Genomic DNA, 24,865 nt, shown 5'->3' with positions numbered 1-24,865 from the left:
TACCCGCAGGGCAAGGGGCAGGAAATTCCCTCAAGGAAATCAGCGACGCAGGAGCGCCGGAGGGACATTTCCTGCACCGCAGGCCCCGGTGGAGCTTGCGGAACCGGGGCTAGACGGGGTGGAGCGGACGCCTAGAATCCGGAGGACAGCAACCAAAAAACGTCGAAGACGTAAGGCAGGGCCAGGGCGGGCCGGAGCCCTGCGACGGACAGCACTGGACCCAACAGCCGGCCGCGCCAGCGGACGCCCGAAGGGGTGCGAGCCCTGCGAGCATGCCCTGCCCCTCGTCTCCCCTGGATCCGCCCATGCCGGCCCCGCCCTCGGTCTGGCCGGCACATTGGCTGTTCCACCTGCGGTCCTTCCCGGAAATGGCGGTCCGCCGCCGGTAACCAGCAGCGGCAGCCAACCACCGGCGGCGGACCGCCCGGACCCTTTCGGCCGGTCCTGGTCCTTTGTTGAACAGGGGCGGACCTTGCCGGGCGGTGGTTCCGCCCGGCAAGGTTTCAGCCGGTTTAGGCGACGTTGGCCATGTACGGCATGCGGTACCGGCTGGGAAGTTCCAAGGCGGCTTCGGGCAGGTCGTCCGGGCCGTGGGCCTGGCCGTTCCTCCAGTGGAAGAACGCCTGTTCGCTGATCGCGTCCCATTGCCGGGCCTTGGTCCGGTAGAAGGTGCAGCTCACGTCGCCCTCGCAGTACGTGGCCACGCCGAACAGGTTCCCGATGCTGTCAGCGGTCCGGGTTGCAGCGACCATGACATAGGGCCAGTTACCAAGGTCCCAGCCGTCGCTCCCCCAGCTGGGGATGACGGCCCAGCCGTGTTCGCCGATGAGTTCCATCCAGTCGTAGCCGCCGTTCATGTGGTAATCGCCCAGCACGGTTACGCCGTCGATGGTCTCCCCGGTGTCCTGGGTTGTGACCGTCTTAATGGTTACTGCGTTCATGGTGGTGCTCCTTTTGCAGAGGATTCCGGTGGGTGGGGCGGCCCTGGTGACCGGCCAGCTTCCCCTTCCCCCCCGTTGTTTTTTGGTTGCTGGCAAGCTCGCTTGCTCGGCGGCCGACGGAGCCCTGTCTACCCGCAGGGCAAGGGGCCGGAAATTCCTGGAGGGAATCAGCGACGCAGGAGCGCCGGAGGGACATTTCCTGCACCGCAGGCCCCGGTGGAGCTTGCGGAACCGGGGCTAGACGGGGTGGAGCGGACGCCTAGAATCCGGAGGACAGCAACCAAAAGACGTCGAAGACGTAAGGCAGGGCCAAGGGCGGGCCGGAGCCCTGCGACGGACAGCACTGGACCCCACAGCCGGCCGCGCCAGCGGACGCCCTCCAAATCGGTGACCGCAAGTCATACCAACCGGACGGGGACGCCAGCCCCTAATGAACGGAACACAGCGCGCTTGAAATCCCAACCCTAAGCATGCTTACTATGGAGTCATGGCCGGATTGAGCGGCTGCCAACCAGAGGAGGAAACACCATGGGACTAGGCGACAAGATCCAGAACGCTGCCGAGAAGGCTGGCGGTAAGGCCAAGGAAGCTGCCGGAAATGCCGCAGGCGATGAAAGCCTGAAAGCTGAAGGCCAGGCTGACCAGACCAAAGGTGATTTGAAGCAGGCCGGCGAGAAGGTCAAGGACGCCTTCAAAAAGGACTGACCCCGGACACAGGCCAAGGGCGCATCTCTGACCAAGAGGTGCGCCCTTCGCTATGCCCGGTGACATGGTCCCGCTGCCAGGAGTGGTGGCAGGTGCCGTGGCAGGATGGGGTCCATTATGGACAGGCGGTTGCGGCGCGCTCCTGACGCGGAATGGGTGCTGATGTACCGGCTCGGACTGAGCCGGCAACGCATCGCTGCCCTCGTGCACGCAGAGCCCGCCACTGTCGGATACCACCTGGCCATCGCCCGCCGCCAGGACCCGGGACTCGAGGCCGAGCACCAGGCTGCCGCCGGCGCCGCCCCAATTCCTTACCCTTCCCCCAAGGATCTCGCCCGCATGGAACAGGTCATCGCCTGGGTCTCGGCCGAAGGGCGGCTGCCCGTCGGCCGTTCCGCCGACCGGGGCGAACGGTCCATGGCGCGGTGGTTGTCCGCGCGGCGGCGCGAAGCAGCCGAAGGCACCCTGGACCCGGCCTACCGTGACGGTCTTGCCCGCGTGCCGGGGTGGGCCGACAACCGCAGGGAGGCCGAAGACGAAGCCCGCTGGCACTACCGACTCTCCCAGCTCGCGGCCTACCGCGAGGAAGGCAACGACTGGCCACGCCACGGGAAGGCCGACGCAAAGCGGGAACACACCCTCGGCGTGTGGATCCACACCCAGCGGTACAAACTCCGCCGCGGCGAACTCGACGCTGTGAAACTCAAACACCTGGACGATGCAGTTCCCGGATGGCAGACCGGAAGGACCCGGGGCCGCCCTCGCCTGCGGTGACCGCAAGGCTACGGCCCCAGCGGCCAGCGGGCCAGGGACGTCACGCCGGGCCAGTAGAATTACATAGGTTCTCCAGTCCCCCCAGCTTGGAGAACCGGGAGCCTCCGCGCTTGAGTCCCTGGATTCGCGCGGAGGCTTTCCTCACAAGTCGCTGACCTCCCCGGTTGTGCCCATTGGGGACAGGTGGAGCCCACCGCACAGCTCAAAGCTGTCCCCCACTGGGTGCAACCCGTTTGATTGTCGGACCCCTCCCCCATGCTCAATCCCACGTCTATTATTCGAATAAATTTACTAGGGGTGAAATTTGAAATCGAAGGTCAGTTCTAGACTGAGGGTATGAACCCGGAACAGGCGGCCCGGTTGCAGGCGCACTATGCCCGCCGTGCCGGCCCGATTGGGCTGACGGTGGACGAGCTCGATTTCGAGCACTTCCCCGCCAAAAACGGGTTCCCCGGGATTCCGGTGAAGGCGTGGATCCGGTTCCCGAACTGCGCCGAGCTGGTGGACGGTGAGGTCTATGCCTGGACGGCCAAGGCCGTGGAAGTGACGTGGAAGGACGGGCCGGTGACCTACCGGACCTGGGTTTGGAGTTCAGCGGTCACTCGCCGGGAAGAAATGATGAACAGGAACTTGGGAGAGCGCGTAGACCGTGACAGCAGTAGCGAATGAAACAGCCCTGGACGTTGCCGTGGACGTCCGATTCACCCCGGCCGGCACCCCCCTGGCCGTCCGGTTGGAGGGCCGGATCTGGGCGGTGGCCGCCGACCCGGTGCACTGGTTCGCCCGGGATTCCTGGTGGGACACCCGGCGCACGGCGGCCGTCGGCAGCGGCGACCTGGTCAGCATCGAATACTGGCGCGTGCAGGTCCGCCTTATCTACCCTCAGATGGGGTTCACAGCGATGTGTGTTCTGAACTAGGGTCGTCTCGGAACGCACGGATTATCTACCCCTAACGAGGTACGTTCGTATGGCGCATTCCCTGATTCCGTTTCCCTCGACCAACTACCCGAGCGCACCGACATCACGGCGCTGGATCGCGTTCAAGGTCATCCACAAAGCTGGAGGCCCGTCCTGGGCAGTTGTGGACGCCTTCACCTACGAACTTCATCCTGAAGCCAGCGCCTACCTTCACTACCTTCTTGGTTCTGCCCGGTCCACGAACACCATCAGGGCCTACGCGCAGCGTCTGGCCGCTCTCTTTACCTGGCTCGGGACGGCCCGGTTGGACTGGACGGACGGCGTGCCTGTCGTTTCCCGGTTCATCCGGGAACTCGCCGTCTCGGCCTTGCCCGCCCCGGAAGGCAACGGGGAATACCGTGAGCCTCGCTACCGGAGCGGGAAAACGATGAATCAGTACGCCGCCGCGATAACCCAGTTCTACATGTGGGCGGCCCGCAGTGACCTGATCAGCGAGAAAACTGCCGCGGGTTTCTACGAGACCAGAATCGCCTACGGCTTTTCCGGTGACAGGCTCCTGCCTGGCCAGGTTTCCAAGGCCAGGGCGGTGCGGGTCAAGGAAGTCGAAGAAGCCCCGAAGCTGATCGATGAGCCCGGTGTGGAGTCATTTTTGGGGACGGTCGCGAACCGTCGTGACCGTTTCCTGGTCGCACTGATGCTTGAGACAGGGGTCCGGATTGGTGAGGCGTTGGGGCTGCGGACAGAGGATCTGCATCTGTTCCATGACTCACGCGCCCTCAAATGCGCGTCAGCAGGGCCGCACATCCATGTCCGGCGGCGGCAGAATCCCAATGCCGCTCTGTCCAAATCCTCAAAGCCGCGCGCGGTCCCGGTCACCGAAGCTGTCTGCACTCTGTACTACTTGTACCTGGAGGACCGCATCGACCGCTTGGCCCATGATCCCAGCCCGATGGTCTTCGTCAATCTGTATTCCCGGGCCCACGCAGGGAAGGCGTTGAAGTACTCCAACGCCGTCAAGATGTTTTACCGGACTTCGGGCAGGGAAGGGCTGCGGGTGAACCCGCACATGACAAGACACACGGCGGCAACCCGTTGGAAGCGTGCCGGTGTGCCCGCGCGGGACGTCCAGGAACTGCTCGGACACCGCAGCGCCGCCTCCCAACTGGTGTACGAACACGCCACCGACCAGGACCTCCGCGACGCCATCGAAGGCGTCAGGTTCGGTTCGCCGAGACCCTCATGAGTGTCGGACCATCCACTGCCGCCCATCTCGATCCGGTCCCGGTCCCGGCGGAGCCGGTTGACCCGGCCGTGGACCTTTCGGCGTTCCAGCACATGCTTGCCCAGGAAATCCCGGCTGATTGGCGGCCCGGCGAATGGGACGGTGCGGCGTGGGTCTTCACCGGGATCCCCGGCCACCTCGGCACACTCGTGAACCGGTGCAGGTTCCCCGGTTGCCATGGGCCCTCATTCACACGCCGCAGCGAACTGTGCAATGTCTGCACCGGCCGGCACAGTCGTCACACCAAACGCATGGGTGCCATAAGCACCGAGGCCTGGATCAACCGGGCGCTAGAGCTGCAGGGCACGAACTGGGCATCCCGTGTCGTCCCGATCCTTTGCTCGGTCACGAACTGCACCAACCGCAGCAAAGGCCTCGGCGTGCCCTTGATGGCCGCGACGGAGGGGAACCCCAAACGATGGCACCAGCAAAAGGACCGACTCCCTCCGCTGTGCCTGGGCCACCAGCCCCACGGCACAATCGAGGACATTCAGGCATGGATCGCTTCCCAAGCCACCAAACCGGTTGCACCACCGGAATACTGCGCAGTTCCGTGGTGCGGGTACAAACGTCACCCGGCCAACCAGATGGGCATCTGCAGACTGCACGCACAGCTCATCAAAGACCAGAGCGAACTGGCCCTGCACCTCGAACGGGAAGCCGTCGTCTCCCTGGAACCTGAAGGCTACCGGGAAATCCACGCCCCGGTACCCAGGCCCGGCGGGTACCGGCTCGACCTTGACCCGCTGCGGCGGCGGCACCCGGGACTGGCCACGGAGCTGCTGTGGTCCCTGCAGCATCAGGACCGCCTTGGTTTCCCGGTCAATATCGTCACGACCAGGGCCCTCATCGCCGCGGCGCTACAGTTCCCGCCTGCCACGACATCCTTCCTGAACGCCGACACCGGCGCCCTCGCGGAGGGCCGTCTCCTGCGTTCCGTCAACGCCTGGTCCATCTTCCGGGTGGTGCGCGCCAGATTGCTGGAACGCTACGTCCCCTGGTCGACCAACGGTGATCTTCTCCAATCCGACCTCGTCCCGTTCGGGCTGCTGACGACATCGTCCAACCGGCGCGCGTCCACACGCTCCATGGCGGCCCTGGATTTCCGGCCCATCAGACTGGATTGGGCCCGGCAAATGACCAAGCTGTGGGTCCTGGAGCGGTCCACCACGGAGACCTCCCCGACGACCCTCATCACTCATGTCGCACGGCTCTGCACCGATTTTGTCGTCCAATGCACGGTGCGGGACCTCCCTCCGCCCACCAATGCGTCCGAACTGACCCGTGAACATGGCAAGGTGCTGGCACAGGCATTGGCGGGCTTGACTCGGCTGGACGGGCAGCCCCTGACCAACGGCTACAAACGGTTCCTCGGATCGACGCTGGCCGGGATGATCGACTACGCCCGGAAGAACTCGGACCTGTTCGAACACACCAGGCTCTCCTTTGCCCTCGACTACGACCTGCGGATCCCCCTTGAGGACAACCCAGGGGCAGACGCCGACGATGAGAGCGGCCGCGCAGTTCCCGAGCCCGTCATCGAGTACCTCTTCGACCAGTTGCCCACAGCACGGGTCTCCAACCCGGCATCGGCTGCTGCCCCCAACGACGTCTATAAGGCAGCGTTCACCTGCTACCTGACTCTCCTGCGCGATGCCGGACGCCGGCCCGGCGAAACGGCGGGCCTCCGCCGTGAATGCCTCAGCTACGACGGCACCGGCCAAGCCACCCTGCTGTGGCACAACGACAAAGGAAGACGCAGAGGCCGGCGACTGCCCATATGGGAAGAAACGGCGCAAGCCTTGGAATCATGGTTCACCATCCGGGACCATCACGTCGCGCGGGCACCGGCCGGGCAGCAGGAATGGCTCTTTCCAACGTTCCGGCCCCGAGCCCGGGACAAGCACCTCAAGACAGCCTGGTTCAACAAACGGCTCCGGGACTGGATCGATCACCAGCTCCCCGACCTGCCCGGCCCGCACAACGGATCCGGGGCTGGGATTCCGTTCTGCAAAACGGATGTGTTCGCCTACGCGTTCCGTCACTCCTACTGCCAGCGCCTGGCCGACGCCGGCGTCCCGCAGGAGACCCTCCGTCGCCTCATGGACCACAGATCCGCCGACACAACCGCGCAATACTACACGGTGACCAATGCACGAAAACGCAAAGCCATCGAGTCCGTCAAGCGGCTCTCCTTTGACACTCACGGCGCCCACGCCCCGGTCGCTGAAGAGCTGTACTCGATGGCCGCCGTCGCCGTACCGTTCGGCAACTGCACCGAACCAACCAACATCAAAGCTGCCGGCAAGGCGTGCCCTGCCCGCTTCCAGTGCGGCGGCTGCACGTTCTTCAGGTCGGACCCGTCCCATCTGCCCGACCTGAAGGCACATCTGGAACGGATGAAAGAGGATCTGGCCTGGCAGATCGCCCAAAGCCTGCGCCAGTCGCTGATCTCGGACACCAAGAACGAGATCGCGGCCTTCGCAGCCCTCATCGGGGCGCAGGAGTCGCGGCTGGCTGGCCTGCCCGACAGCGAACGGGACTCCTTGGCGGAAGCCTCCGCAGTGCTGCGCCGGCTCCGTACCGCCATACCGACGGCCATTGAAAAGCCCTTCATTCCGGTCGGAAGCCTGCGGATCCGACAGGGGCGAAAAGAGGACGACGCATGATCACAGGTTCAGAGCCCAAATCAGCGGCTATGGTGCAACAACGAAGGAAGGACAGCAAAGCTAAACGACAAGCAGTCCTCGCCACGATTGCGGCAATGGAACGCACGCGCACGCCCATCACGGTCGCGGAGGTTGCCCGCCGCGCCCGTGTCAGCCCTTGGCTTGTGCGGCAGGAGCCGCTGATGGCAGCTGTCAGGAAAGCCCAAACCGGCAGTGCCGCCCAGAGCCCCGCACCCGGAGAAACGAACACCTCTTCCGCTTCCCTCCAGGTCGAACGTGACCTCCTGCGCCAGGAGAACCAGCGGCTCCGTTACGAGATTAGAAGAAGCCAGCAGCGCATCTCTGAACTGCTCGGGGACCAGATCGATGGTACGGACGCGCACTCCCAAAGTCTGCTTGTTCAGGAATTGACGGACCAGAACATCGCCCTCTCCCGGCAGGCGAGCGAGGCGACGCAGGAAGCCCATCGATTTCAGCAAGAGCTTGCGGGAGTGACATCAGACCTCCAAGCCGCGCACAGCGTCAACCGCTCACTGATGTCACAACTCAACCGCGCCGGTATGGCACAGCCAGCCAAATGAGCTGAATGCCGGACGATAAACGCCTAGCCGACGAGCGAACATCCGTTCAATCACCCCACCTCACTGACACCAGGCTGCCCCGTTCATCTCCTGAGAAAATGTGTTTGAGTCTGGCGACCGAAGGGGCCACGGCTGGTTGTTCCCCACAGGGCAGCGACGGTGCTGGCCTGCAGCAGAGTGGGTAGCGGCGGACGGCAGCGGCGAGGACGCCGAAGGCCATCAAGCCGGCACCGGTCCGGGCAAGAGGGCGGGCAGCAGGAGCGTCCCGGTGGCCATGGATTCGTCCGTGGCCACCGTCTCTGGTGTGACTGGTTCCTTTTGTTCCCACCCACTACAGCCCGGAAACCGAAGGGATGACCCGATCCGCGGTGAACTACACCTGCACGCGCTGTGGCTGGAACTACACGCAGCACGGACCCGAAGGCTGGGCTCCACCCGGATGGCAATGGCGCGACTGAACCGCGGAAATTAGCTTGGATCGAGGCCTGCACCGCTGTAGGCGTCACGCGCGAGCTTTGTACTCAAGAACATGGTCAGTGAGCCGGAGCCGGCACTGTTCTTAGTCTGGAGAGCGACCCCGGCGGAGAATGCCGTGTAGTGCTGGACGTCGGCTGGAAGCGGGCCAGCGATTCTGGCCTCCGGGAAGAAGATGAGTTCGCTCATCTGCTGCAGTGCAAGGTCGGCGCGGCCATCCAGCAGCGCCGCGCCGGCAAAGCCCTGATCGACGACGGTGGCGTGCTCGTTGATCCGTTCGGCGATGCCCAGGTCCTGCAGCAGCTTTGCAAAGTAGATGCCGCTGGGACTGTTCCGTGAGTAGGCCACCGAACGTGCTGCCGTCAGTGCGCCGGTGAGACTTTCCACCGTCGCAATCTCAGGAATCTCGGCGCCGGGCGCAACGGCGACGCCGATGCCGGCTTTGGCGATCGGTGTCAGCGGACCGCCGTCGAGGATCCCGTCGTCGAGTCCTTCCAGCGCCGCGGTGATGCCGATGATCACGTCGGGCCGCGCACCGGCGGTGATCTCCTGGATCAGAGTGCTGGTCGGGGCGAAACGGGCGTCCACAAGTATGCCGGTGGCCCAGGTGAATGCGGGCAGGATGGAGTCGTTGATCGCGCCCCTGAGGGCCATGGCGCAGAACAAGGTGAGGGCAGGCCGTGGGGTCACCGTTGCTCCTCAGACCTCGGCGGGGGCCAGGACGACGTCGAAGCGGGTGCGGGCCCAGGCCTGGTTGCCCAGGTCGCGGCCGTCGGGTGTCGGTGTGCCGGCGGCTTGGGGTTCGAAGCGTTTGATCAGGGAGTCCTTGACGCCGAACACTGAGTCACCGATTTCGATCTGCGGATCTCCTTCTACGAAGATGTGCGTCACGAGGGTCCGCCGGCCTTCGGCGGTGACCATGAAGTGCAGGTGTGAGGCTCGGACGGGGGAACGGCCAACAGATTCGAGCATTTTGCCTACCGGTCCGTCATGCGGTATCGGGTAGGCCGTGGGGGTGAGTCCCCAGAAGGAGTACCTGCCGTCTTCGTCGGCGAAGAGGTGGGCGCGTCCGGCGACGCGCTGGTCGGTGTACTGGACGTCGTAGAAGCCATCTTCATCGGCCTCCCAGACTTCGATCCGCGCGCCAGGGACCGGGGACCCTTCGGTGTCGGTGACGGTGCCCTCGACCCAGCAGGGCTGACCGGCGGCACCGCCGGCGATATCGCCGCCGATGGGTATTTCCGGGGCGTCTTCAGTGAAGAACGGACCGAAGATGGTCGCTTCGGTGGCGCCCTTGTAGGCCTGGTTGTTGACGGCGATCGTCTGCATGGTGGCGCCGAGCACGTCCGAGAGCAGGATGAATTCCTGGCGTTTGTCGTCGGTGATGTGCCCGGCGGCGGTGAGGAATTCGATCGCGGCGTTCCATTCGTCCTCGGTGAGGCGGACTTCGCGGAGGAAGTTGTGCAGGTGCCGGGTCAGGGCCTGCATGAGATGCTTCAGTCGCGGGTTGGGAGTGTTCTCGAAGGAGTCTATGACTGTCCTGACAAGGCCTTCCTCGACAGCGGCCTGTTCGGGTGAAACCTCTACTGCAGGTGGCTGGGTGGTCATGGTGCTGTTCCTTATCCTTAGAGTCCAGGGGTGCTGCCGGCCCAGGCTGAGCGGAGCAATTCTTCGAGATCGGGCGCGGTGACTGGTCGGGGGTTGGAGCCGGGGATTGCCGGCAGGATCAGCCTCACCGCTTCAGGGATGCTTTCTTCGGCAAGTCCATGGTCTTTCAGGGCCTTGGGCGCATCGAGGGTGTCGCACAGGGCGTTGAGTCCGCTAATGGCGTCGACGGCTCCGAAGGCGCCGGCGATCCGGGCTTCGGCGTATGGGGTGTTGAACGCCAAAACGTAGGGAAGGACGATGGCGTGTGTTTGGGCGTGGGGCATGTTGTAGGCACCGCCCAGGACATGGCAGATTTTGTGGTGCATCCCTGGACCGGCGGAGGCGAACGCGACCGCGGACAGATATGCCCCGTACAGGGCCTGTTCCCTGCCCGGGATACTTGACGGGTCGTCCTTGATCAGTGGAAGGGCCTGATTTAGCGCGCGGATACCCTCGGCGGCCAAGGCTTGGTTGATCGGGTCAGCCCGTGGTGCCCACATCGAATCCACGCAGTGGGCCAGAGCGTTTAGGCCTGAAGCGACGGAGAGGTCCACGGGAAGGGATAGGGTCAGGGAGGCGTCGTAAATCACCGTGGCGGGCAGGACCTTGTCGTCCACCCCGGTGGTTTTCCGGGACGCTTCAGTCAGTCCCCAGACGTTGGTGGCTTCGGACCCGGCATAGGTTGTGGGTATCGCGATGATCGGGATGCCGGAAACCAGGGCGACCGCCTTGGCGAGACCAGTAGTCGAGCCGCCGCCCATACACACGATTAGATCGATGTCGTGTTCGGCCGCCGAAGCCCGGGCGGCCCCGGTCGTCTCCGCAGGCACGTGCATCACAATTTCCGTGTGCCACAGAATGACTTTGATGCCGGAGGCGACCTTCTCCGCCAGCGCCCGTCCGGACGGAGAAGCCATGACCATCACGCGCTTGGCTCCGAGCCGTGCAACCTCGGCAGCCAAATGCTCTGCCGCTTTTCCTGACCCGAACAGCACGCGCTGCCCCAATGTCACGTGCTCAAATACCAGGCCCATGGCCGCTTCCTCCTCGAACATTCGACCAGATATAGTCGATAGTTGGTTTGTCTGTCGCTCAAAAAATCGATTGATGCCGCCCGCGGAAGAGTGTTCCGCAGGTCCCTGCAGAGCGCGACTCGCCGTTAATGGAACGGTCGTGGATATCCTCGAGCCACAGGCCCGAAGTATGTGCAATGCCCTGCGGCGCGAGCTGGACCGGCTCGGCAGGTGTGGTTCCACCGCCGCACCGGCGGGCTCGGCCCGCAGGACCCCCCAACGAGGGGACGTCGAGTCCTGCGGGCCTTGGCCGGACCAATCACCTTGCGAGAGGTCGCCGACGAACTGTTCGTGTCTCACAACGCTGTGAAGACACAGATACGGACGATCTCCTACATGCACATTGCATTCTGTAGTCGGTCACGAAGCGTCCTGGCGACGGGCATAGGCAGCCTGCGCGGCGTACGCCGTCTCTTCCTCCGCCGGGGCATCCAGGACGATGCCGCAGACCCGCCGAGCGAGCTCGGTGATCTGGCCCTGCGGCGACAGCTCCGCACGCTTCATGGTCAGATTGCGGATCGCCAACAGCGGGGTCCCGTTGAAGTTCTCGAACACGCTGATCCGGTCACCCCAGTCCGAGAGGAACAGGTCCCGGATCACGCGGCTGATCTTGATGCGATCGTGCGGCCTACCAACCGGCCCGGTCTGCAAGGCCTCCAGCCACGGGCGGAGTTCTGGCGCGTTCCACTGTCCCTCGGTCGGGAAGACCAGCGCGGCACGGCCGGCGAGGTCGATCAGCTCGTTGACCATGCGGGGCGCGTTCTCGAGGTAGTACGCGCGCCCGAAGTCGAACATCAGCACGTTGGGCTTGTAGTGACCACCCGGCGTCATGAATCCCTGGTCCTCCGACGCGATCACATGCGCCTTGATGGTCTGGTGGAAGCCCGCGAACTGTGCGATGCGCGCCTGCACAGGTGGCAGTTGGTAGGTGCCGATGTGCTCGGTGATCAAGAGGGTGAGCCCAAGCATCAGCTCAGCGCGCACCATCTGCCGCACGAGCGCCTGGTAGTGCAGCCAGTCAAAGACACGCTGCGGGTACAGCGAGGCGTGCTCAGGGTTGCCGACGTGAAACACCCTGTTCCACGGGATCTCGACGTCCTCGAAGATGATGACGCTGTCCAGCTCGTCGCCCTTGGACGCAAGGGGGTGCTCGATGTCCTCGCCATCACGCACGTTGCTCTCGCGGCAGACCACGGTCACCCCCGGAGCGTTCGGAGGCACTGCTGCAAAGATGATCTGCTCCGAGACGATCCCCGGACGGTAGAAGACGCCGATGTGGATCCAGTCGCCGAACGCGGCACCGGTGCCGATGGCCTTCACGCCGCGAACGGTGATGCCCTCCTCCGACATGCCCACTACCCGAAGAGCGGGGGAGTCTGCTTGGGCTGACTCCCGGGAGCGGTCCGCCTGCGGGTCGACGAACGCAGGCGGCGCGTTCAGGTCGCCATCGCGCACCTCGTTCCAGAAGTCGAGAATCCCCGCGGTGAGGTCCCGACCGCCGGTGCCGACCGACTGGTCACTCCAAGGCTTTGGATCGTCGACGTAGGTCATCAGCACATAGTTGTTGACGTCGGGCGTCCGAGGGGTCGCTCCTCCGCCCAGCTCGCGGAGCACGACCTCCATGTATCGGCGCTTGCGCTGCAGGTCGGCCTTGCTGCGGTGCTGGAACCACATCATGGACCGTCGGACACCGTCATCGTCCACGAAGGTCATGTCCGCCTCCAGATCCGGACGGTGGTGCAGGTCGTAGAACTCTGCGATTCGGTGCGCGTACGCCCGCGTTTTCGGATGGGTGGCCACATTGTCGACGGGCTCATCGCCGACCCAGACGCGACGCCCGTCGTTGAGAGCCTCGAGGTATTCCTTGCCAGTTCGCACGTTACTGCTTTCCTGCCCTCATCGGGCATCTACTATTTGGGTGAAACTTGGTTTGCGGTTTGTTTGCCGAGCTAGGACGCCTTTTCGAAAGGCGCGAAGCTGCCGAAGCGGCCTCGGAAATACGAAAGCGGGCTGCCACTTCCCGCATGCGCTTCCACCACCTCGGCGAGGAAGATCCGGTGAGTGCCTGCTGTGACCTCGTCCACGACCCGGCATGAGAGATGGGCGAGTGCTTCGGCGAGGCGTAGTCCGTGATCGTCCTCGATCACCTCAACGCCGCGGAACTTGTCCGCGCCGGGTGTCGCGAAGGTGTGAGCGAGGGAACCCTGATCCTCGCCCAGGATGTTGATGGTAAAGCGGCGCGCCTTGACGATCGCGGCATGGGTCCCGAGCCGCTGGTTCACGCACGCCAGCACCATCGGGGGCTCCGCGGACAGGGACGACACTGCGCTGATCGTCGCCCCATATCGAACGCCGGCATCCTCGGTCGTCACGATGGTCACTCCACTTGCGAAGTGTCCGACTACATTTCGGAATACGGCCTGATCCACCGGCCGCGCGATTGTTTGTTCCATGTTGTCCTCCCAGGTCCGGCAGCATCTGCCGGGATTAGTCGGGTTCGTTCAGGCTGGGCAGACCCCACGATTGGTGTGCTTCGTTGCCCGTGAACCAGAGAAGTGTGATCTATCTGACAAAAAAACCGTACGGCGAGTTCTGAATGCGGTCCAACGGATGTCACGGATGCGTGCCATCGGTTAGACCGATGTATCATGGTGGCATGTACGACCTTCGACGGATCGATTTGAACCTTCTCGTCGACCTCGATGCGCTGTTGCACACCCGCAGCGTCACGGAGGCCGGGCGGCGGCTGCATCTCAGCCAATCGGCGATGAGCGGGTCGCTCGCGCGACTGCGACGATTGTTCGACGATCCACTCATGGTCAAAACCGGGCGAACGCTAACCCTCACGGGCCGTGCGGAAGCCCTTATCCAGCCCGTGCAGGAGATCTTGCAGCGACTCGAGGCGATCTTCGAAGAGCAGGACGAGTTCGCGCCCTCGACCGCGGCCAGGTCCTTCTCGATCAGTGCGTCGGACTACGGAACAGCCGTTCTCCTCGGCCCGCTGATCAAAACCCTCGCCGCGGAGGCTCCCAACGTCACGATCAATCTCCTGCCCCGATCCGAGGATGTGCTTTCCCTTCTGCGTCAGGACCGTGCTGACCTCGTCATCGAGCCCCGTGAAACGATGGGGCAATCCAACTTTCCGAACAGGCTGTTGTTCACCGACCGATGGTTGTGCATGCTCGACAGCACCTTGCACGACCATTCGGACTTGAATCTCAACGATTACCTGGCCATGCCGCACATGATGTATTCGATCGGCAAGGACAGGCGCCTCAACCTCGCCGACCAGCACCTGGCCAGCCTCGGCATTGAACGGCGCGTCGAGCTAACGGTCGAGAGCTTTCTGATGGCGCCGCTCCTTATCCGAGGGACCAGACTCGCCTGCTTGGTCTTGGAGCGCTCGACCACGATGCTGCCGATGGAAGGGCTCAGACTGGCCGAGCCACCCATTTCGGTTCCGGACATCAATATGGCCATGTACTGGAACCCTCGGCACACCAATGACGCCGGCCATCGCTGGTTTCGGTCCCGGGTGTCAGCTGCCGCGGCAGCTCTCGACCCGCAGGCTATGCACCAGAGCTGATCCCCTTTTGAGAGCCGCGCGATGTCCACATCTGCGTATTCTCATGACCCTCGCGCACTCGTCAAATGGAGTCGAGGACCACATTTCTCCCCCGATCGAACACGGCGACCAGAGCATGGCACGTGCACGGAATCGCCATGGAGTTGTCGCTGCAAGCAGGGCGGTGCGAGGGCTACGGATGGTGTGAGGAGACCGCACCGCGCGTCTATCGCCGCCCGGACGGGGCGGATGTGCCCAGCGAACCCGAGTCCGAGGCGGCCGCGGGAGCGGGAGTTGGCCCGGTCGCTGCGACCCTGGTTCGTCGATGACCTCAGCCGGCGTTTCGTGGTCGGCGCATCCGCCGCGGGAGTCGCAGCAGCAGAGTCCGCCAGGCGCGCCGGTTTGAGGGCTCAATCACGATCATCGGGGACGAGCCGCACCCCCTACACCCGCCCCGCCCTATCCAAGCCATTCCCTTGCGGGACAGGGGATGCGGAGTCGGCGCATCTTCCGTCTTCGGAAGACGGCATCGAATGCCTTGCAAGCCGCGTCGCTGTCGGGCTGGACACCGACCGGAAACGCCATTCGAGGTGAGTTCAGCGACGTGGGGGCGTTTGCGCTGGTTTAAACCTTCCAAAATTAGCCTTTCCCCTACCCGCAAGTGACAGGAGCATGGATACTAAGCCCTCCTTCGGGGAAGGAAAAGTAAATCTGACGTTGGGTGGACTTCCGTGAGCGCGAAGCGGCGGCCGCTGCAAGGAACTTCGGATCCGGCCCGGATATTCAACGGTCCTGCCTTGGGTGAGCCGTGTCCGTGACAACGGGTCGACGGCGGCGCCGGTCCTGCTGGCCATGGCCGGTCCGGAGGACCGCGTGAAAGTCAGCTGTGTGTCTGCCCGCAAGGGCAGGACTGCCTCTCGGAGCAGCTCCGCTAGCCGGGAGAGCGGAGCGTCCGCGGCCCCGGGCGAGGGAACGAAGGAGCGGCCACAGCAGCCTGGGCTCGGTCATCTTTGAGGGGAACGAAGCTGTGGGCTCATACATCCGGCTGTCGTACGGCGCGATCTACGCAACAAACTACCCAAACGGGTCACTCCCGAGTGATGATGTGGGCCGCCTTCAACAGCGGGATCCGGGCGGTACGGATCCACGGATTACCTGGAGATGCTGAAAAGTGGGAGCACCTCCGTGAGCGGTTGCGTGAAGAGATAATGCGCGAGGGTTTCGACCGGAGGATTGGCTCTTTTACGCAAACCTATGGCGGAGCTCAAACAGACGCTGCATTACTAGTCATGCCACAAGTCGGTTTTCTCCCCTACAACGACGAGCACATGCTCGGCACAGTCGCACGGCTGGAAGAAGAACTCCTCACCGACGACGGCCTTTTGCTGCGCTATCGAACGGAGAGTGGCGTTGACGGCCTGGAACCGGGTGAACATCCTTTCCTCGCATGCTCCTTCTGGCTCGTGGAGCAGTATGCGCGTACAGGGCGACAGATCGAGGCAAAGATCCTGATGGACAAACTCGTAGGGCTTGCCAACGAGCTCGGTCTGCTTAGTGAAGAGTACGCAACGAACGAAAGGCGGATGGCCGGGAACTTTCCCAGGCATTCTCACACTTGACCCTGGTCAGGGCGGCCGACGCTATGCATGGGGTCGACCGCCTCAGTCTGGCTGTCGACGCTGCAGATTATGTCGTGTTGCTAAATCCCTGATTTGATCCAGATCAGGGCCGAGACGAGCGTGCGCCCGCGACGTAGCTGCGTGCTGTTTTGTCGCTTCTGGTCGCGATGCCACGCCATTTGGGCCGCTTGAAGCAGCGTTCAACTACATTTCGGCCCTTGTAGGCTTCCTTGTCCAAGGATCGGGAGCGTCGGGATATCCTGGCCGGATGGCACAGAGGGCTCATCGCATTACCTCGAGGTCGCGGTTCGTCGACGAAACGATCAATGGCGGGTGACCCAGCCATTGCCGGGAACACACGTGAAGAAGACAGGCTGCTGGACGGGCGCAAACGGGACTACGAGCCATTGGCCGCCATAAAATTCCACGTACGAATCCGAGGGGCACCGTGCGTAGGCTTCTTCTCGTGTCATCTCGCGCTGTCTTTCTCGCTAGGTAGGGAACTGGCGGGAACGTAGCCGCCGGCGGGGTGCTGGCCAGGACCTTCCCGTTACTCCCGAGGTGGGTCGGTCACGTCTGCTGGTGTGCGATACGACGGGACATCATCGGATTTACTTCCCTCCAGTGGTGGCCCCTGTCGGCGTCGGACCTCTGTTACCCCAAACGGTATGCGTGCCATGTTGATCTGTCCAACAGATGCTATTAATGCCACCCATCGGTCGGACCGATAGTTGCGTATGGGGCCGACCGACGCCACAGCGCGACTGAGAAGGCTCGACTTCTCGAACGCAGTCACGTTTGGCGACGTTCCTGATGTCTACGCGCATCGGCTTCGTCGATGGGTGGCATTCGTTGGAACTGTTGGACGCGAGAGGTCCGTCACTTCTATGGTTTTTTCACCCGGCCGGTCAAGAACAGCATCGATCGGCTTACACCGGGCCAAGCGGTGCTTTTGCTGACGCAGATGCTCTCTGTCGAATCTGGCGTGATTGAGGATCGCGGAAACCTGGTCCCGATCCGGTGGCTGGAGAACCATCTCCGGGCCTGGCCCGGCACTTATGGCTCGACTTTTAACTGACCACAACGGGCCTGGCAAGCTCGCAATTTCGAATAGCTGGAGGCAAATAAATGGAAATCGGACTGCTGCTTCTTAGAGTGGTGCTCGGCGCTCTTCTCGCTGGACACGCGTTGCAGAAGCTCCTCGGATGGTTCCGCGGTGGTGGGCTTGTCAAAATGGGCGCGCTGTTCGATGCTTGGGGTCACCGACCCGGGCAAATGATGGCAGCAATCGCCGGAGTGTCCGAGCTGCTGGCGGGCACATTGCTCGCGGTGGGCTTCCTGACGCCGCTGGCTTCTGCCATCGCCGCCGGAACGATGTTTGTCGCCGGCTCTGTTTCTCTGTCCAAGGGCTTGTGGGCAACCCAAGGTGGCTATGAACTCCCACTGGTCTACGGCATCGTGGCGATCGCAATTGCATTCACTGGATCCGGTCGTTGGTCCTTGGACAACGCTGTATTCGGAGATGCCTTGTCGGGCGCGGGCTGGGGAACAGCGGCAGCTGCCGTCGCCGTCTTGTCGGGACTTGCTGTCGCAACTCGCGCGCGTATCGTCTTGTCTGGCACGCCTCAACCAGTGTCATGACGAACAACAACCCGGCTCCCCGCATGGTTACTGTCAGCCGGGAGATCGCAGCCAGGGCAGAACACATCTTTGACCTGATTGCTGAGCCCTCGCAACAGCCCCGATGGGACGGAAACAAGAATCTGGCAGAAGCCCCAGAGGGACAACGCATACGCGATGTGGGCGATGTGTTCACCATGACACTCACCGTGGGCAGCATCCGGGAGAATCACGTCGTAGAGTTCGAAGAGGGCCGCCGCATCGCCTGGCTACCCTCGGACCCAGGCCAACAACCTCCAGGTCACCTGTGGCGCTGGGAAGTAGCGGCCCTGGACCAGGCACATAGCCAGGTAACGCACACATTTGACTGGTCCCAGTTGACCGATGAGAAGCGACTCGCGCGCGCCCAGGCAACGACTGCTGACAACCTCCGAGCGTCCCTCGACAGACTCGCCGAACTCGCCGAACGCTGACACCGCCGCGCCGATAGCGTCGAATCCAATCAGTCGTCTCAAGAGATTTCGATTTTTCCGCGAAAGTCCGCTTATCGGGGCACGAGGTCGAGATCGCTCCGCCAGATATAGCGATGACGGGATTCCCCGGAATCACGAAACCCTCACCAACTTTTTAGATTGGATGGTCAACAATGACTTTGGACAAGCGCGCACAGGCAAGGCCTGATGAGCGGCATGCTGGTGCGCAAAAGGTATTTTTTCTCTGCTTCACGGAACCTGTGGAGCTGTCGCCGGAAGAAATTCGGTCGCATCTGAAACCGCACAAGCAATGGCTGGCTGATTTGGAACGTTCCGGGATTCTCTTTCTCGCCGGTCCCATGCTTGACAAGAATTATAGGTTCGAAGGATCCGGCCTTTTCGTGATTCGAGCCGATTCGTTCGCGGAAGCCGAGGAGATTGCCGACAGAGATCCGTTCCATGCAAATGGCATCCGGAAGTACCGATTGGTTCCGTGGCAGGTGAATGAGGGGTCATTTGCTGTGCATTCGACGTTGTCAGACGGCACCGCCGATTTCAGGTGATGCTTGTTTCTCGGACGCTTTGCATTGTCGCGCACAGCTCGGTGCATCGTCCCGGAGCTTTCTGGCACCGGCGGCATTCAGGGCACGGATGACATTGATGGCATCCAGCCAGTCCTGCGCGGCGGGAGTTGCGCGGGGTGTCAAGGACTGCAAGAAACTCTGGCGTGTATCTTCGCAGAGTGGTGAATTGGGTATTGACGAGAGCAAGGTGATCATCGAGCGCCGGCAGGGTCAGTTCTTTGGCGTGGGCGATGCTCTCGGCTAAAGATTCCCGGCCGATGGCTGACTCGATCGCAGCGAAAGGAGCCCCTGCGGCACCGTCGTCCGCCACAGCGGGCTGGCAATGACCGGACGTGCCGCAGCTTGCGGAGCAGGGTTACCTTCTGCGCTTGTGGAGACCTCCGGTCGGGCCGGGTGAGTGGCGAACTCTTGGCCTCTGGAGGGCAGAGAGCGAGAGCGAGCTAAGGAGCATCGTCGCAACCCTGCCTCTCCATGCATGGATGACGGTCGAAATCACACCTCTCAATCCCCACCCGAATGACCCGGCGAGCAAGGGCGCCTAAAGGCCGCAAGCGATCCGAATACGAAAGTATGAAAGAGACGAAAGCCCATGGCAACGATAAGAACCTGTTCTGATGGAACGTTGAAATCCGGTTCTTCACCGTGGATCGTTGTCGGCCAGGTGGCAGCGGCCCTTGCAGCCGGAATGGGCATCGGCCGGTTCGTGTACACGCCGATCCTCCCTCTGATGGTCACCCAGGCACATTTGACCGCCCAACTCGGAGGCGTCATCGCAACAGCCAACTACGCCGGCTACCTTGCAGGGGCTATGGCTGGGATCTTCCTTCCGCGACTCCTTCAATCGAAGGTCACGCTTCGAATATCACTGGTCGTCGTTGTCTTGACCCTCGCGGGCATGCCCATCACCGAGAACGGAGCCATATGGTTTGTGCTGCGACTCATCGCGGGACTCGCCAGCGCCCTGGTGTTCATGATCGCGGTCAGTTCCATGCTGACGCATCTTCGAGCGCACGGCAGTCACCTCATCGGGTGGGCCTTTGGCGGTGTGGGGGCTGGAATTGCCCTTTCCGGAATCCTCGTGCTGGCCCTTCGTTCCATTTCCAACTGGAGCGTTGCCTGGATCGCCTCAGCCATTCTTGCCGCAGTCCTTTCATCCCTGGCCTGGACACTGAAAACCCAACAACCGGCCGCCGGCCCGGACGGCGCCGCACTGGATGGTGCTCTGAAAGTGTCCTACTCACGCACTCGCCGCTGGTTCTCCGCACTACTGGTGAGCTACTCGCTCGAAGGAATCGGCTACATCATCGCCGGTACCTTCCTCGTCGCAGCCATCGATCAATCCAGCCCCGGATGGATCGGCAGCGGAGCTTGGGTACTCGTTGGCCTCGCGGCCCTGCCGTCCTCCGCGCTATGGGCCTGGCTCGGGCACCGGTTTTACCGGCCAACGCTCCTGTTCGCCGCACTCGTGGTGCAAGCGATCGGCATCGCGCTTCCGGCACTGTTCGGCGGAGTGGTGCCGGCGATCATCTCTGCCACCCTGTTCGGCGCAACGTTCCTTGGTATCGGAACGATCGCCCTCGCCATCGGAGAGCACCTGAAGTTCCCGCGTGCAGTTGCCCTGCTCACCACGGGGTACAGCGTCGGCCAAATCCTCGGCCCGCTGTTAGTCACACCAGTGCTGAACCACGGATATCACGATGCTCTTCTCATTGGCGCAGCCGTCGTCAGTCTTGCCGCCCTCGCGGCCGCGGTACTCAGGGTCCGCTTCCCAACACTCGACCCGCGCCCCTGAAGCGACCGACGAAGACTGGAACTTCATTCAAGGATGCCGCCCAGGCTCCGCGTTTCCCGAAGACCTGGCACATCTGCTTGAGCGGGGCCTGGGCATCACCTCCCTCGTTGCGGGAGCGTCGGCACGCGCAGACGAACTCACAACGAAGCAACTCATCACTGGAGCCGAGGGCCTTTCCGAGCGCGTTGAACGCGTCGCGCCGGCAGTGGTGGCGGTATTGGGAATCACCGCTTACCGGACTGCCTTCGCCCGGCCTCAGGCGAGGGTCGGGCATCAGGCGGATCCTCTCGGCGGCGTTCCGGTCTGGGTGGTCCCGAACCCGAGCGGCTTGAACAGACGCGCGAGCCTCGCTGACCTGGCAAACGCCTACCGGGAAGTCGCCACCGTGGCCGGGATCGAACTGTTCACAGGATCAGCATGATCTGCGGCGCCTGCCGGATCTGATGGTGGATGCTCGTCGACCTCACAAGCCGTCGACGATGCCGTCGATGACTGCGCGGCACCTTTCCGATGCCCCACCTGCCTTGACGAGCACGCTAAGCCCGACCACCGAGGCAAGCAGTTGGCTGGCTGCAGTGTCAGGAATCTGATCCACGGCGAATTCCCCGGACTTTTGCCCCTGTGCGATTGCTTGCCGAAACACTTCTTCGATCCGCGTGAAAAGATCGTCCGCGGTGCTGTTCACGTCGTTGTCGGCGGCGCCGAGCTCCGCGGCAGCATTGACCATGACGCAGCCCCGCTGGTGCTCGCCCACGCCGGCAAGGACAGTCATCGCCTCTTTGAGGCGCGGCCGGATCGGCCCAGGTGCTGAGAACAGCTCCGTCAGATACTCGAGTCGTGTTTCGCTGTAGCGCCGAAGGGCACGCATGAACAGCTCGTGTTTGCTATCAAACGTGTTGTAGAGGCTGCCTTTGCCGATCCCCAGCTCACTGGCCAACTCCTGCGGAGTCGTTCCGGCATAACCCTGGCGCCAGAACAGATCCATCGCCCTCTCGACAGCCTCATCGGCCTGGAACTGCATCGGTCTACCCATAGAAAAAGAGTAACCCGCATGATATTGTACTTCAAGGTCAAAAACTCCTCATGCGACCAATCCCGGGCCCCACACCCCCTATCAGGAAGGCATTCCGTTGTCTGCTCAACTGCTCTCAGCGCACGTCACCTCTGCGACAGGCGTGCGCACGCGTGTCCCGTTGAACACGCTCGCCATCCCCCTGGGACTGGCCGGCCTCGCCCAAGTCTGGACCGTGGCGACATCGGCGCTCGGCCTCCCGTCCGGACTAGGACAGGCATTCTGGCTGACCGCTGCGGTCTCCTGGATCTGGACTCTCGCGGTGCACGTGCACCGCGGCACGCGAACCGACCAACCGCTCGCTCATCAGCTCATGCACTTCGCCCAGGGTCCGCTGGCGGCATTGCTTCCCATCGCCGCGATGCTGATCGGAGCAGGCCTGCACCGCACGGTCCCGCTTGCCGGAACCGTGCTGACATTGATCTCCATGGCTGCAGCAGCCGCGTTCGCCACATGGATGCTCAGCTTCTGGATGCGCGGAGAGATGCCACTGGAATCCGTTCATGGCGGATACTTCCTGCCCATCAGCGCAGCCGGCCTGGTCGGTGCACTCACCGCAGCTGAAACGGGACTCGACTGGCTTGCCGTTGGAAGCTTCGCGATCGGCATCTTCTTCTGGCTGGTGATCTCCGTGTTCTTCTTCCTCCGGCTCGCGCTCCGCCCCACCATGCCCGCACCCCTCATCCCGACACTGGCGATCATGATCGCTCCCCCGGCCGTCGCATCAGCGGCATGGCTTAGGATCTCAGGCGGCCAGGCCAATCACCTGTTCGAGGGCTTGTCGGCGATGACGGCGTTCATGGTGCTAATCCAGATAATGCTCTTGCCGCGCTACCGCGCACTGCCGTTCTCACTCGGCTTCTGGTCATTCACCTTCCCCGTGGCCAGTGTCGCCGCACTCGCCATCACCTGGCTGCACCAGCTCCAACCGTTTGCCTGGCAGGCCATCACAATTGCAGTGCTCGCCGCCGTTACGGCCCTCGTGCTGGCCATCGCAACGAAATCCATCCTCCTGCTTATCACCACCACCCTTGCGGCACGGCGACAGCCCTCAGCCGCCGAGAAGCAGGCGATCGGGGAGCAGGAATAATCACACCGCATATAAGAAATCAAGCCTGCGAATCTGAACGCATCACTTCCCGAGGTCCCCTTCGCGAACTCTAGAACACCTCATTAGCAGCCCAATAATAGGCAACCAACTATGAACGAATCACAAGCCCCCGACATTACCGGGGCAACACCCCGCCCCTTCCCCGAACACCCCGGCCTCAAACGGTCGTTCCATCCACACGGCATGACCCTTGGTGTCATCACACCGCTGGAAGGCTTCGACGGGCCCATCCCTGCCCTGCAGAACCATGTGGGCCTGACCCAGCAAGCCGAGAATGCCGGTTTCGCGACCGTGTGGGTCCGCGACGTCCCGCTGCTGGACCCCCACTTCGGTGATGCCGCGCAGGTATTCGACACCTGGGCCTACCTCGGATACCTCGCCGCGAGCACCAAGACCATCGGATTAGGCACCTCCAGTGTGGTGTTGCCTCTACGCCACCCGCTGGACACAGCCAAGGCCGCCACCAGCATCGACCAGCTCTCCGGCGGACGGCTGCTGCTCGGAGTCGCAACAGGAGACCGTGCCGTCGAATATCCGGCCTACGGGGCGGACTACGAGGGCCGAGGCGAACGTTTCCGCGAAGCACTGTCCTATCTGCGCCAGGCAACAGAGAGTCACTTCCCCACCATCGCCTCCACCCTTGGGACCATGAGCGGAACCGATCTGCTGCCCAAACCGAGCCACTCCCGGCTCCCGGTATTCATGACCGGGCGGGGCCAACAGGAGATCGACTGGATCGCGGCAAACGCCGACGGATGGCTGTTCTATACCTTGCCGTTGCAGCAGCAGGAATTGAATATCAAGCGCTGGCGCCGGCTCACGGCACAGCGTGGGGAACCGGGATACAAACCCTTTAACCAGGCCACCTACATCGACCTCACCGAGGACCCGAAATCCACTCCCCGCGCCATCCACCAAGGCCTGTCCCTCGGGCGGGAACCACTACTGCAATTCCTGCACGACTGGCAGGACATCGGCATTGATCAGCTGATGATCAACTTCAAACACAGCCGCCGGCCCGTCTCCGAGGTCATGACCGAATTGAGCGAGTACGTCCTGCCTCACTTCCCGGCCGGAAACCTCGCACATCGGGCGCTACCTGCTCTGACGGGAGCCACTCATCATGACGCGAGATAGCAAACGCCACCTCGAGGTGCCTCCCGCCGGGGCGGCGTACGCTGCCTTCATGGACCACAACACATTCCGGATCGATCTGGTGAATGACAATGAGTACACCGTACGGGCGGAAGCAGAAGGGCAGACGGTGGAGTCCCTTTTCCGAACCGATCCCGATTATCTTGAACGCATTGGGCTGGCGGAGGCCGACGGGAAACGGGTTGTGGAGGAAACCGCCCGCTTCCTGGCCGAGCATCAACCCGTAATCGACTTCCCTCCAATGATCGACCTCGAAGACATCGCTGCCGCATACGAGGACTTTGCGCAGCAACTCCAGAAACGTCTTGAAACCAGCTAGTCAGGATTGACGAGTTCCCAAGTTCGCATTGGGTCATGCAGGAGACGGCATCCCACCGGAATGCTGTCCGACTAAGTAGGTCTGGCCCGGCAGCGGACTAATTGAATCTGCCCTCCTCAGCGGCGGAAGGATTGGCTTCCGCCAGGTCGTCCAGCCGTCCCCGCTTCCTCAAAATAGAACCAATGTCCCAGCCAAAGTTTCTAACGTCCCTAGCGTGTCTCGTAATGGAATCCGCGGCTGACCGGCGAATTCCAGTGGTGCCTGCAACACGGGATTTAGTTGGCTGGGTTCGAGACTAGCTCGGCGAGGACTTCTGCGGGCGTTCGGTAGCCGTGTCGTTTGCGTGGCCGGCGGTTGAGTTCCGCGGCGACGTTCTCGAGGATTCCGGGCCCGTGGAACGACAGATCGGTGCTTTTCGGGAAGTACTCGCGGAGGAGCCCGTTGGTGTTTTCGTTGCTGCCGCGCTGCCAGGGCGAATGTGGGTCGCAGA

At 62.9% G+C, this 24,865-nt stretch carries 26 protein-coding genes and 1 pseudogene; 18 read left to right on the top strand and 9 right to left on the bottom strand.

Translation table 11 applies throughout. The features are described 5' to 3' along the window. Window positions 1-512: 512 nt before the first annotated feature. Entirely contained in the window at window positions 513-941 is a 429-nt protein-coding gene (locus AC1D2F_RS22820; RefSeq protein WP_476967804.1) for a hypothetical protein, read from the bottom strand. A gap of 528 nt (window positions 942-1,469) precedes the next feature. Between AC1D2F_RS22820 and AC1D2F_RS22815 the strand changes: the two genes are divergently transcribed. The 7 genes from AC1D2F_RS22815 to AC1D2F_RS22785 all read left to right on the top strand — a co-directional run bounded on the left by AC1D2F_RS22815 (window position 1,470) and on the right by AC1D2F_RS22785 (window position 7,871). After that, a complete protein-coding gene (locus AC1D2F_RS22815; RefSeq protein WP_476967803.1) occupies window positions 1,470-1,646 on the top strand; it encodes a CsbD family protein in 177 nt (58 codons plus the stop codon). Between the two features lie 117 nt (window positions 1,647-1,763). Beyond that, complete coding sequence (locus tag AC1D2F_RS22810) at window positions 1,764-2,420, top strand: helicase associated domain-containing protein (RefSeq protein ID WP_476967802.1); 657 nt, start codon at window positions 1,764-1,766, stop codon at window positions 2,418-2,420. Between the two features lie 336 nt (window positions 2,421-2,756). Further along, a complete protein-coding gene (locus AC1D2F_RS22805) occupies window positions 2,757-3,089 on the top strand; it encodes a hypothetical protein (RefSeq protein ID WP_476967801.1) in 333 nt (110 codons plus the stop codon). Beyond that, a complete protein-coding gene (locus tag AC1D2F_RS22800; RefSeq protein WP_476967800.1) occupies window positions 3,070-3,339 on the top strand; it encodes a hypothetical protein in 270 nt (89 codons plus the stop codon). The genes AC1D2F_RS22805 and AC1D2F_RS22800 overlap by 20 nt, the downstream gene beginning before the upstream one ends. 49 nt (window positions 3,340-3,388) lie before the next feature. Continuing rightward, entirely contained in the window at window positions 3,389-4,582 is a 1,194-nt protein-coding gene (locus tag AC1D2F_RS22795; protein WP_476967799.1) for a tyrosine-type recombinase/integrase, read from the top strand. After that, entirely contained in the window at window positions 4,579-7,290 is a 2,712-nt protein-coding gene (locus AC1D2F_RS22790) for a tyrosine-type recombinase/integrase (protein WP_476967798.1), read from the top strand. The genes AC1D2F_RS22795 and AC1D2F_RS22790 overlap by 4 nt, the downstream gene beginning before the upstream one ends. Continuing rightward, window positions 7,287-7,871 (top strand): hypothetical protein, encoded by a 585-nt coding sequence (locus AC1D2F_RS22785; RefSeq protein WP_476967797.1) that lies wholly within the window; start codon window positions 7,287-7,289, stop codon window positions 7,869-7,871. The genes AC1D2F_RS22790 and AC1D2F_RS22785 overlap by 4 nt, the downstream gene beginning before the upstream one ends. A gap of 468 nt (window positions 7,872-8,339) precedes the next feature. Here the strand turns inward: AC1D2F_RS22785 and AC1D2F_RS22780 are convergent, their stop codons facing one another. The 5 genes from AC1D2F_RS22780 to AC1D2F_RS22760 form a co-directional block, all read right to left on the bottom strand. Next, a complete protein-coding gene (locus AC1D2F_RS22780) occupies window positions 8,340-9,035 on the bottom strand; it encodes a molybdate ABC transporter substrate-binding protein (protein WP_476967796.1) in 696 nt (231 codons plus the stop codon). 9 nt (window positions 9,036-9,044) lie between these two features. Beyond that, complete coding sequence (locus AC1D2F_RS22775; RefSeq protein WP_476967795.1) at window positions 9,045-9,953, bottom strand: dioxygenase family protein; 909 nt, start codon at window positions 9,951-9,953, stop codon at window positions 9,045-9,047. 17 nt (window positions 9,954-9,970) lie between these two features. Continuing rightward, window positions 9,971-11,026, bottom strand: a complete 1,056-nt coding sequence (locus tag AC1D2F_RS22770; protein ID WP_476967805.1) for a maleylacetate reductase — start codon at window positions 11,024-11,026, stop codon at window positions 9,971-9,973. A 399-nt stretch (window positions 11,027-11,425) separates the two neighbouring features. After that, entirely contained in the window at window positions 11,426-12,943 is a 1,518-nt protein-coding gene (locus AC1D2F_RS22765) for a 4-hydroxyphenylacetate 3-hydroxylase family protein (RefSeq protein ID WP_476967794.1), read from the bottom strand. Window positions 12,944-13,014: 71 nt separating this feature from the next. Further along, entirely contained in the window at window positions 13,015-13,518 is a 504-nt protein-coding gene (locus AC1D2F_RS22760) for a flavin reductase family protein (protein WP_476967793.1), read from the bottom strand. A 203-nt stretch (window positions 13,519-13,721) separates the two neighbouring features. Between AC1D2F_RS22760 and AC1D2F_RS22755 the strand changes: the two genes are divergently transcribed. From AC1D2F_RS22755 to AC1D2F_RS22735, 5 genes are all read left to right on the top strand, one after another. Next, entirely contained in the window at window positions 13,722-14,651 is a 930-nt protein-coding gene (locus AC1D2F_RS22755) for a LysR family transcriptional regulator (RefSeq protein WP_476967792.1), read from the top strand. A gap of 1,079 nt (window positions 14,652-15,730) precedes the next feature. Next, window positions 15,731-16,249, top strand: coding sequence for a glycoside hydrolase family 15 protein (locus AC1D2F_RS22750; RefSeq protein ID WP_476967791.1), 519 nt, complete (start codon window positions 15,731-15,733; stop codon window positions 16,247-16,249). Window positions 16,250-17,377: 1,128 nt separating this feature from the next. Next, window positions 17,378-17,890 carry a DoxX family protein gene (locus AC1D2F_RS22745; protein ID WP_476967790.1) on the top strand — a complete coding sequence of 171 codons (513 nt, stop codon included), beginning with the start codon at window positions 17,378-17,380 and terminating at the stop codon, window positions 17,888-17,890. Continuing rightward, a complete protein-coding gene (locus AC1D2F_RS22740) occupies window positions 17,887-18,342 on the top strand; it encodes an SRPBCC family protein (protein WP_476967789.1) in 456 nt (151 codons plus the stop codon). The genes AC1D2F_RS22745 and AC1D2F_RS22740 overlap by 4 nt, the downstream gene beginning before the upstream one ends. A gap of 173 nt (window positions 18,343-18,515) precedes the next feature. Continuing rightward, window positions 18,516-18,905 (top strand): YciI family protein, encoded by a 390-nt coding sequence (locus AC1D2F_RS22735; RefSeq protein ID WP_476967788.1) that lies wholly within the window; start codon window positions 18,516-18,518, stop codon window positions 18,903-18,905. Window positions 18,906-18,941: 36 nt separating this feature from the next. On the opposite strand, the pseudogene AC1D2F_RS22730 reads toward AC1D2F_RS22735, so the two are convergent. Then, a pseudogene (locus AC1D2F_RS22730) lies at window positions 18,942-19,209 on the bottom strand (hypothetical protein); the annotation flags it as partial. 49 nt (window positions 19,210-19,258) lie between these two features. Between AC1D2F_RS22730 and AC1D2F_RS22725 the strand changes: the two are divergent. From AC1D2F_RS22725 to AC1D2F_RS22715, 3 genes are read left to right on the top strand one after another with little or no spacing between them, the layout of a single operon-like run. Then, the gene (locus tag AC1D2F_RS22725; protein ID WP_476967787.1) at window positions 19,259-19,468 is read left to right on the top strand and encodes a muconolactone Delta-isomerase family protein; all 210 of its coding nucleotides are present in this window, start codon (window positions 19,259-19,261) and stop codon (window positions 19,466-19,468) included. A 47-nt stretch (window positions 19,469-19,515) separates the two neighbouring features. Further along, window positions 19,516-20,718, top strand: a complete 1,203-nt coding sequence (locus AC1D2F_RS22720) for a YbfB/YjiJ family MFS transporter (RefSeq protein ID WP_476967786.1) — start codon at window positions 19,516-19,518, stop codon at window positions 20,716-20,718. After that, on the top strand, window positions 20,624-21,139 hold the full coding sequence (locus tag AC1D2F_RS22715) for a mismatch-specific DNA-glycosylase (protein ID WP_476967785.1): 516 nt from the start codon (window positions 20,624-20,626) through the stop codon (window positions 21,137-21,139). The genes AC1D2F_RS22720 and AC1D2F_RS22715 overlap by 95 nt, the downstream gene beginning before the upstream one ends. Before the next feature lie 42 nt (window positions 21,140-21,181). On the opposite strand, the gene AC1D2F_RS22710 is transcribed toward AC1D2F_RS22715, so the two are convergent. Then, the gene (locus AC1D2F_RS22710) at window positions 21,182-21,739 is read right to left on the bottom strand and encodes a TetR/AcrR family transcriptional regulator (RefSeq protein WP_476967784.1); all 558 of its coding nucleotides are present in this window, start codon (window positions 21,737-21,739) and stop codon (window positions 21,182-21,184) included. A 109-nt stretch (window positions 21,740-21,848) separates the two neighbouring features. Between AC1D2F_RS22710 and AC1D2F_RS22705 the strand changes: the two genes are divergently transcribed. The 3 genes from AC1D2F_RS22705 (at window position 21,849) to AC1D2F_RS22695 (ending at window position 24,375) form a co-directional block, all read left to right on the top strand. Beyond that, the gene (locus tag AC1D2F_RS22705) at window positions 21,849-22,880 is read left to right on the top strand and encodes an SLAC1 family transporter (protein ID WP_476967783.1); all 1,032 of its coding nucleotides are present in this window, start codon (window positions 21,849-21,851) and stop codon (window positions 22,878-22,880) included. A 111-nt stretch (window positions 22,881-22,991) separates the two neighbouring features. Beyond that, the gene (locus AC1D2F_RS22700) at window positions 22,992-24,038 is read left to right on the top strand and encodes an LLM class oxidoreductase (RefSeq protein WP_476967782.1); all 1,047 of its coding nucleotides are present in this window, start codon (window positions 22,992-22,994) and stop codon (window positions 24,036-24,038) included. A 49-nt stretch (window positions 24,039-24,087) separates the two neighbouring features. Beyond that, window positions 24,088-24,375, top strand: coding sequence for a hypothetical protein (locus AC1D2F_RS22695; RefSeq protein WP_476967781.1), 288 nt, complete (start codon window positions 24,088-24,090; stop codon window positions 24,373-24,375). Between the two features lie 275 nt (window positions 24,376-24,650). Here the strand turns inward: AC1D2F_RS22695 and AC1D2F_RS22690 are convergent. Continuing rightward, on the bottom strand, window positions 24,651-24,865 hold a 215-nt coding region (locus AC1D2F_RS22690), incomplete at its 5' end, for a transposase (RefSeq protein WP_476967780.1).

The organism is Arthrobacter sp. P1_B3, from assembly GCF_056406615.1.
This window is presented reverse-complemented; position numbering and strand designations above follow the sequence as displayed.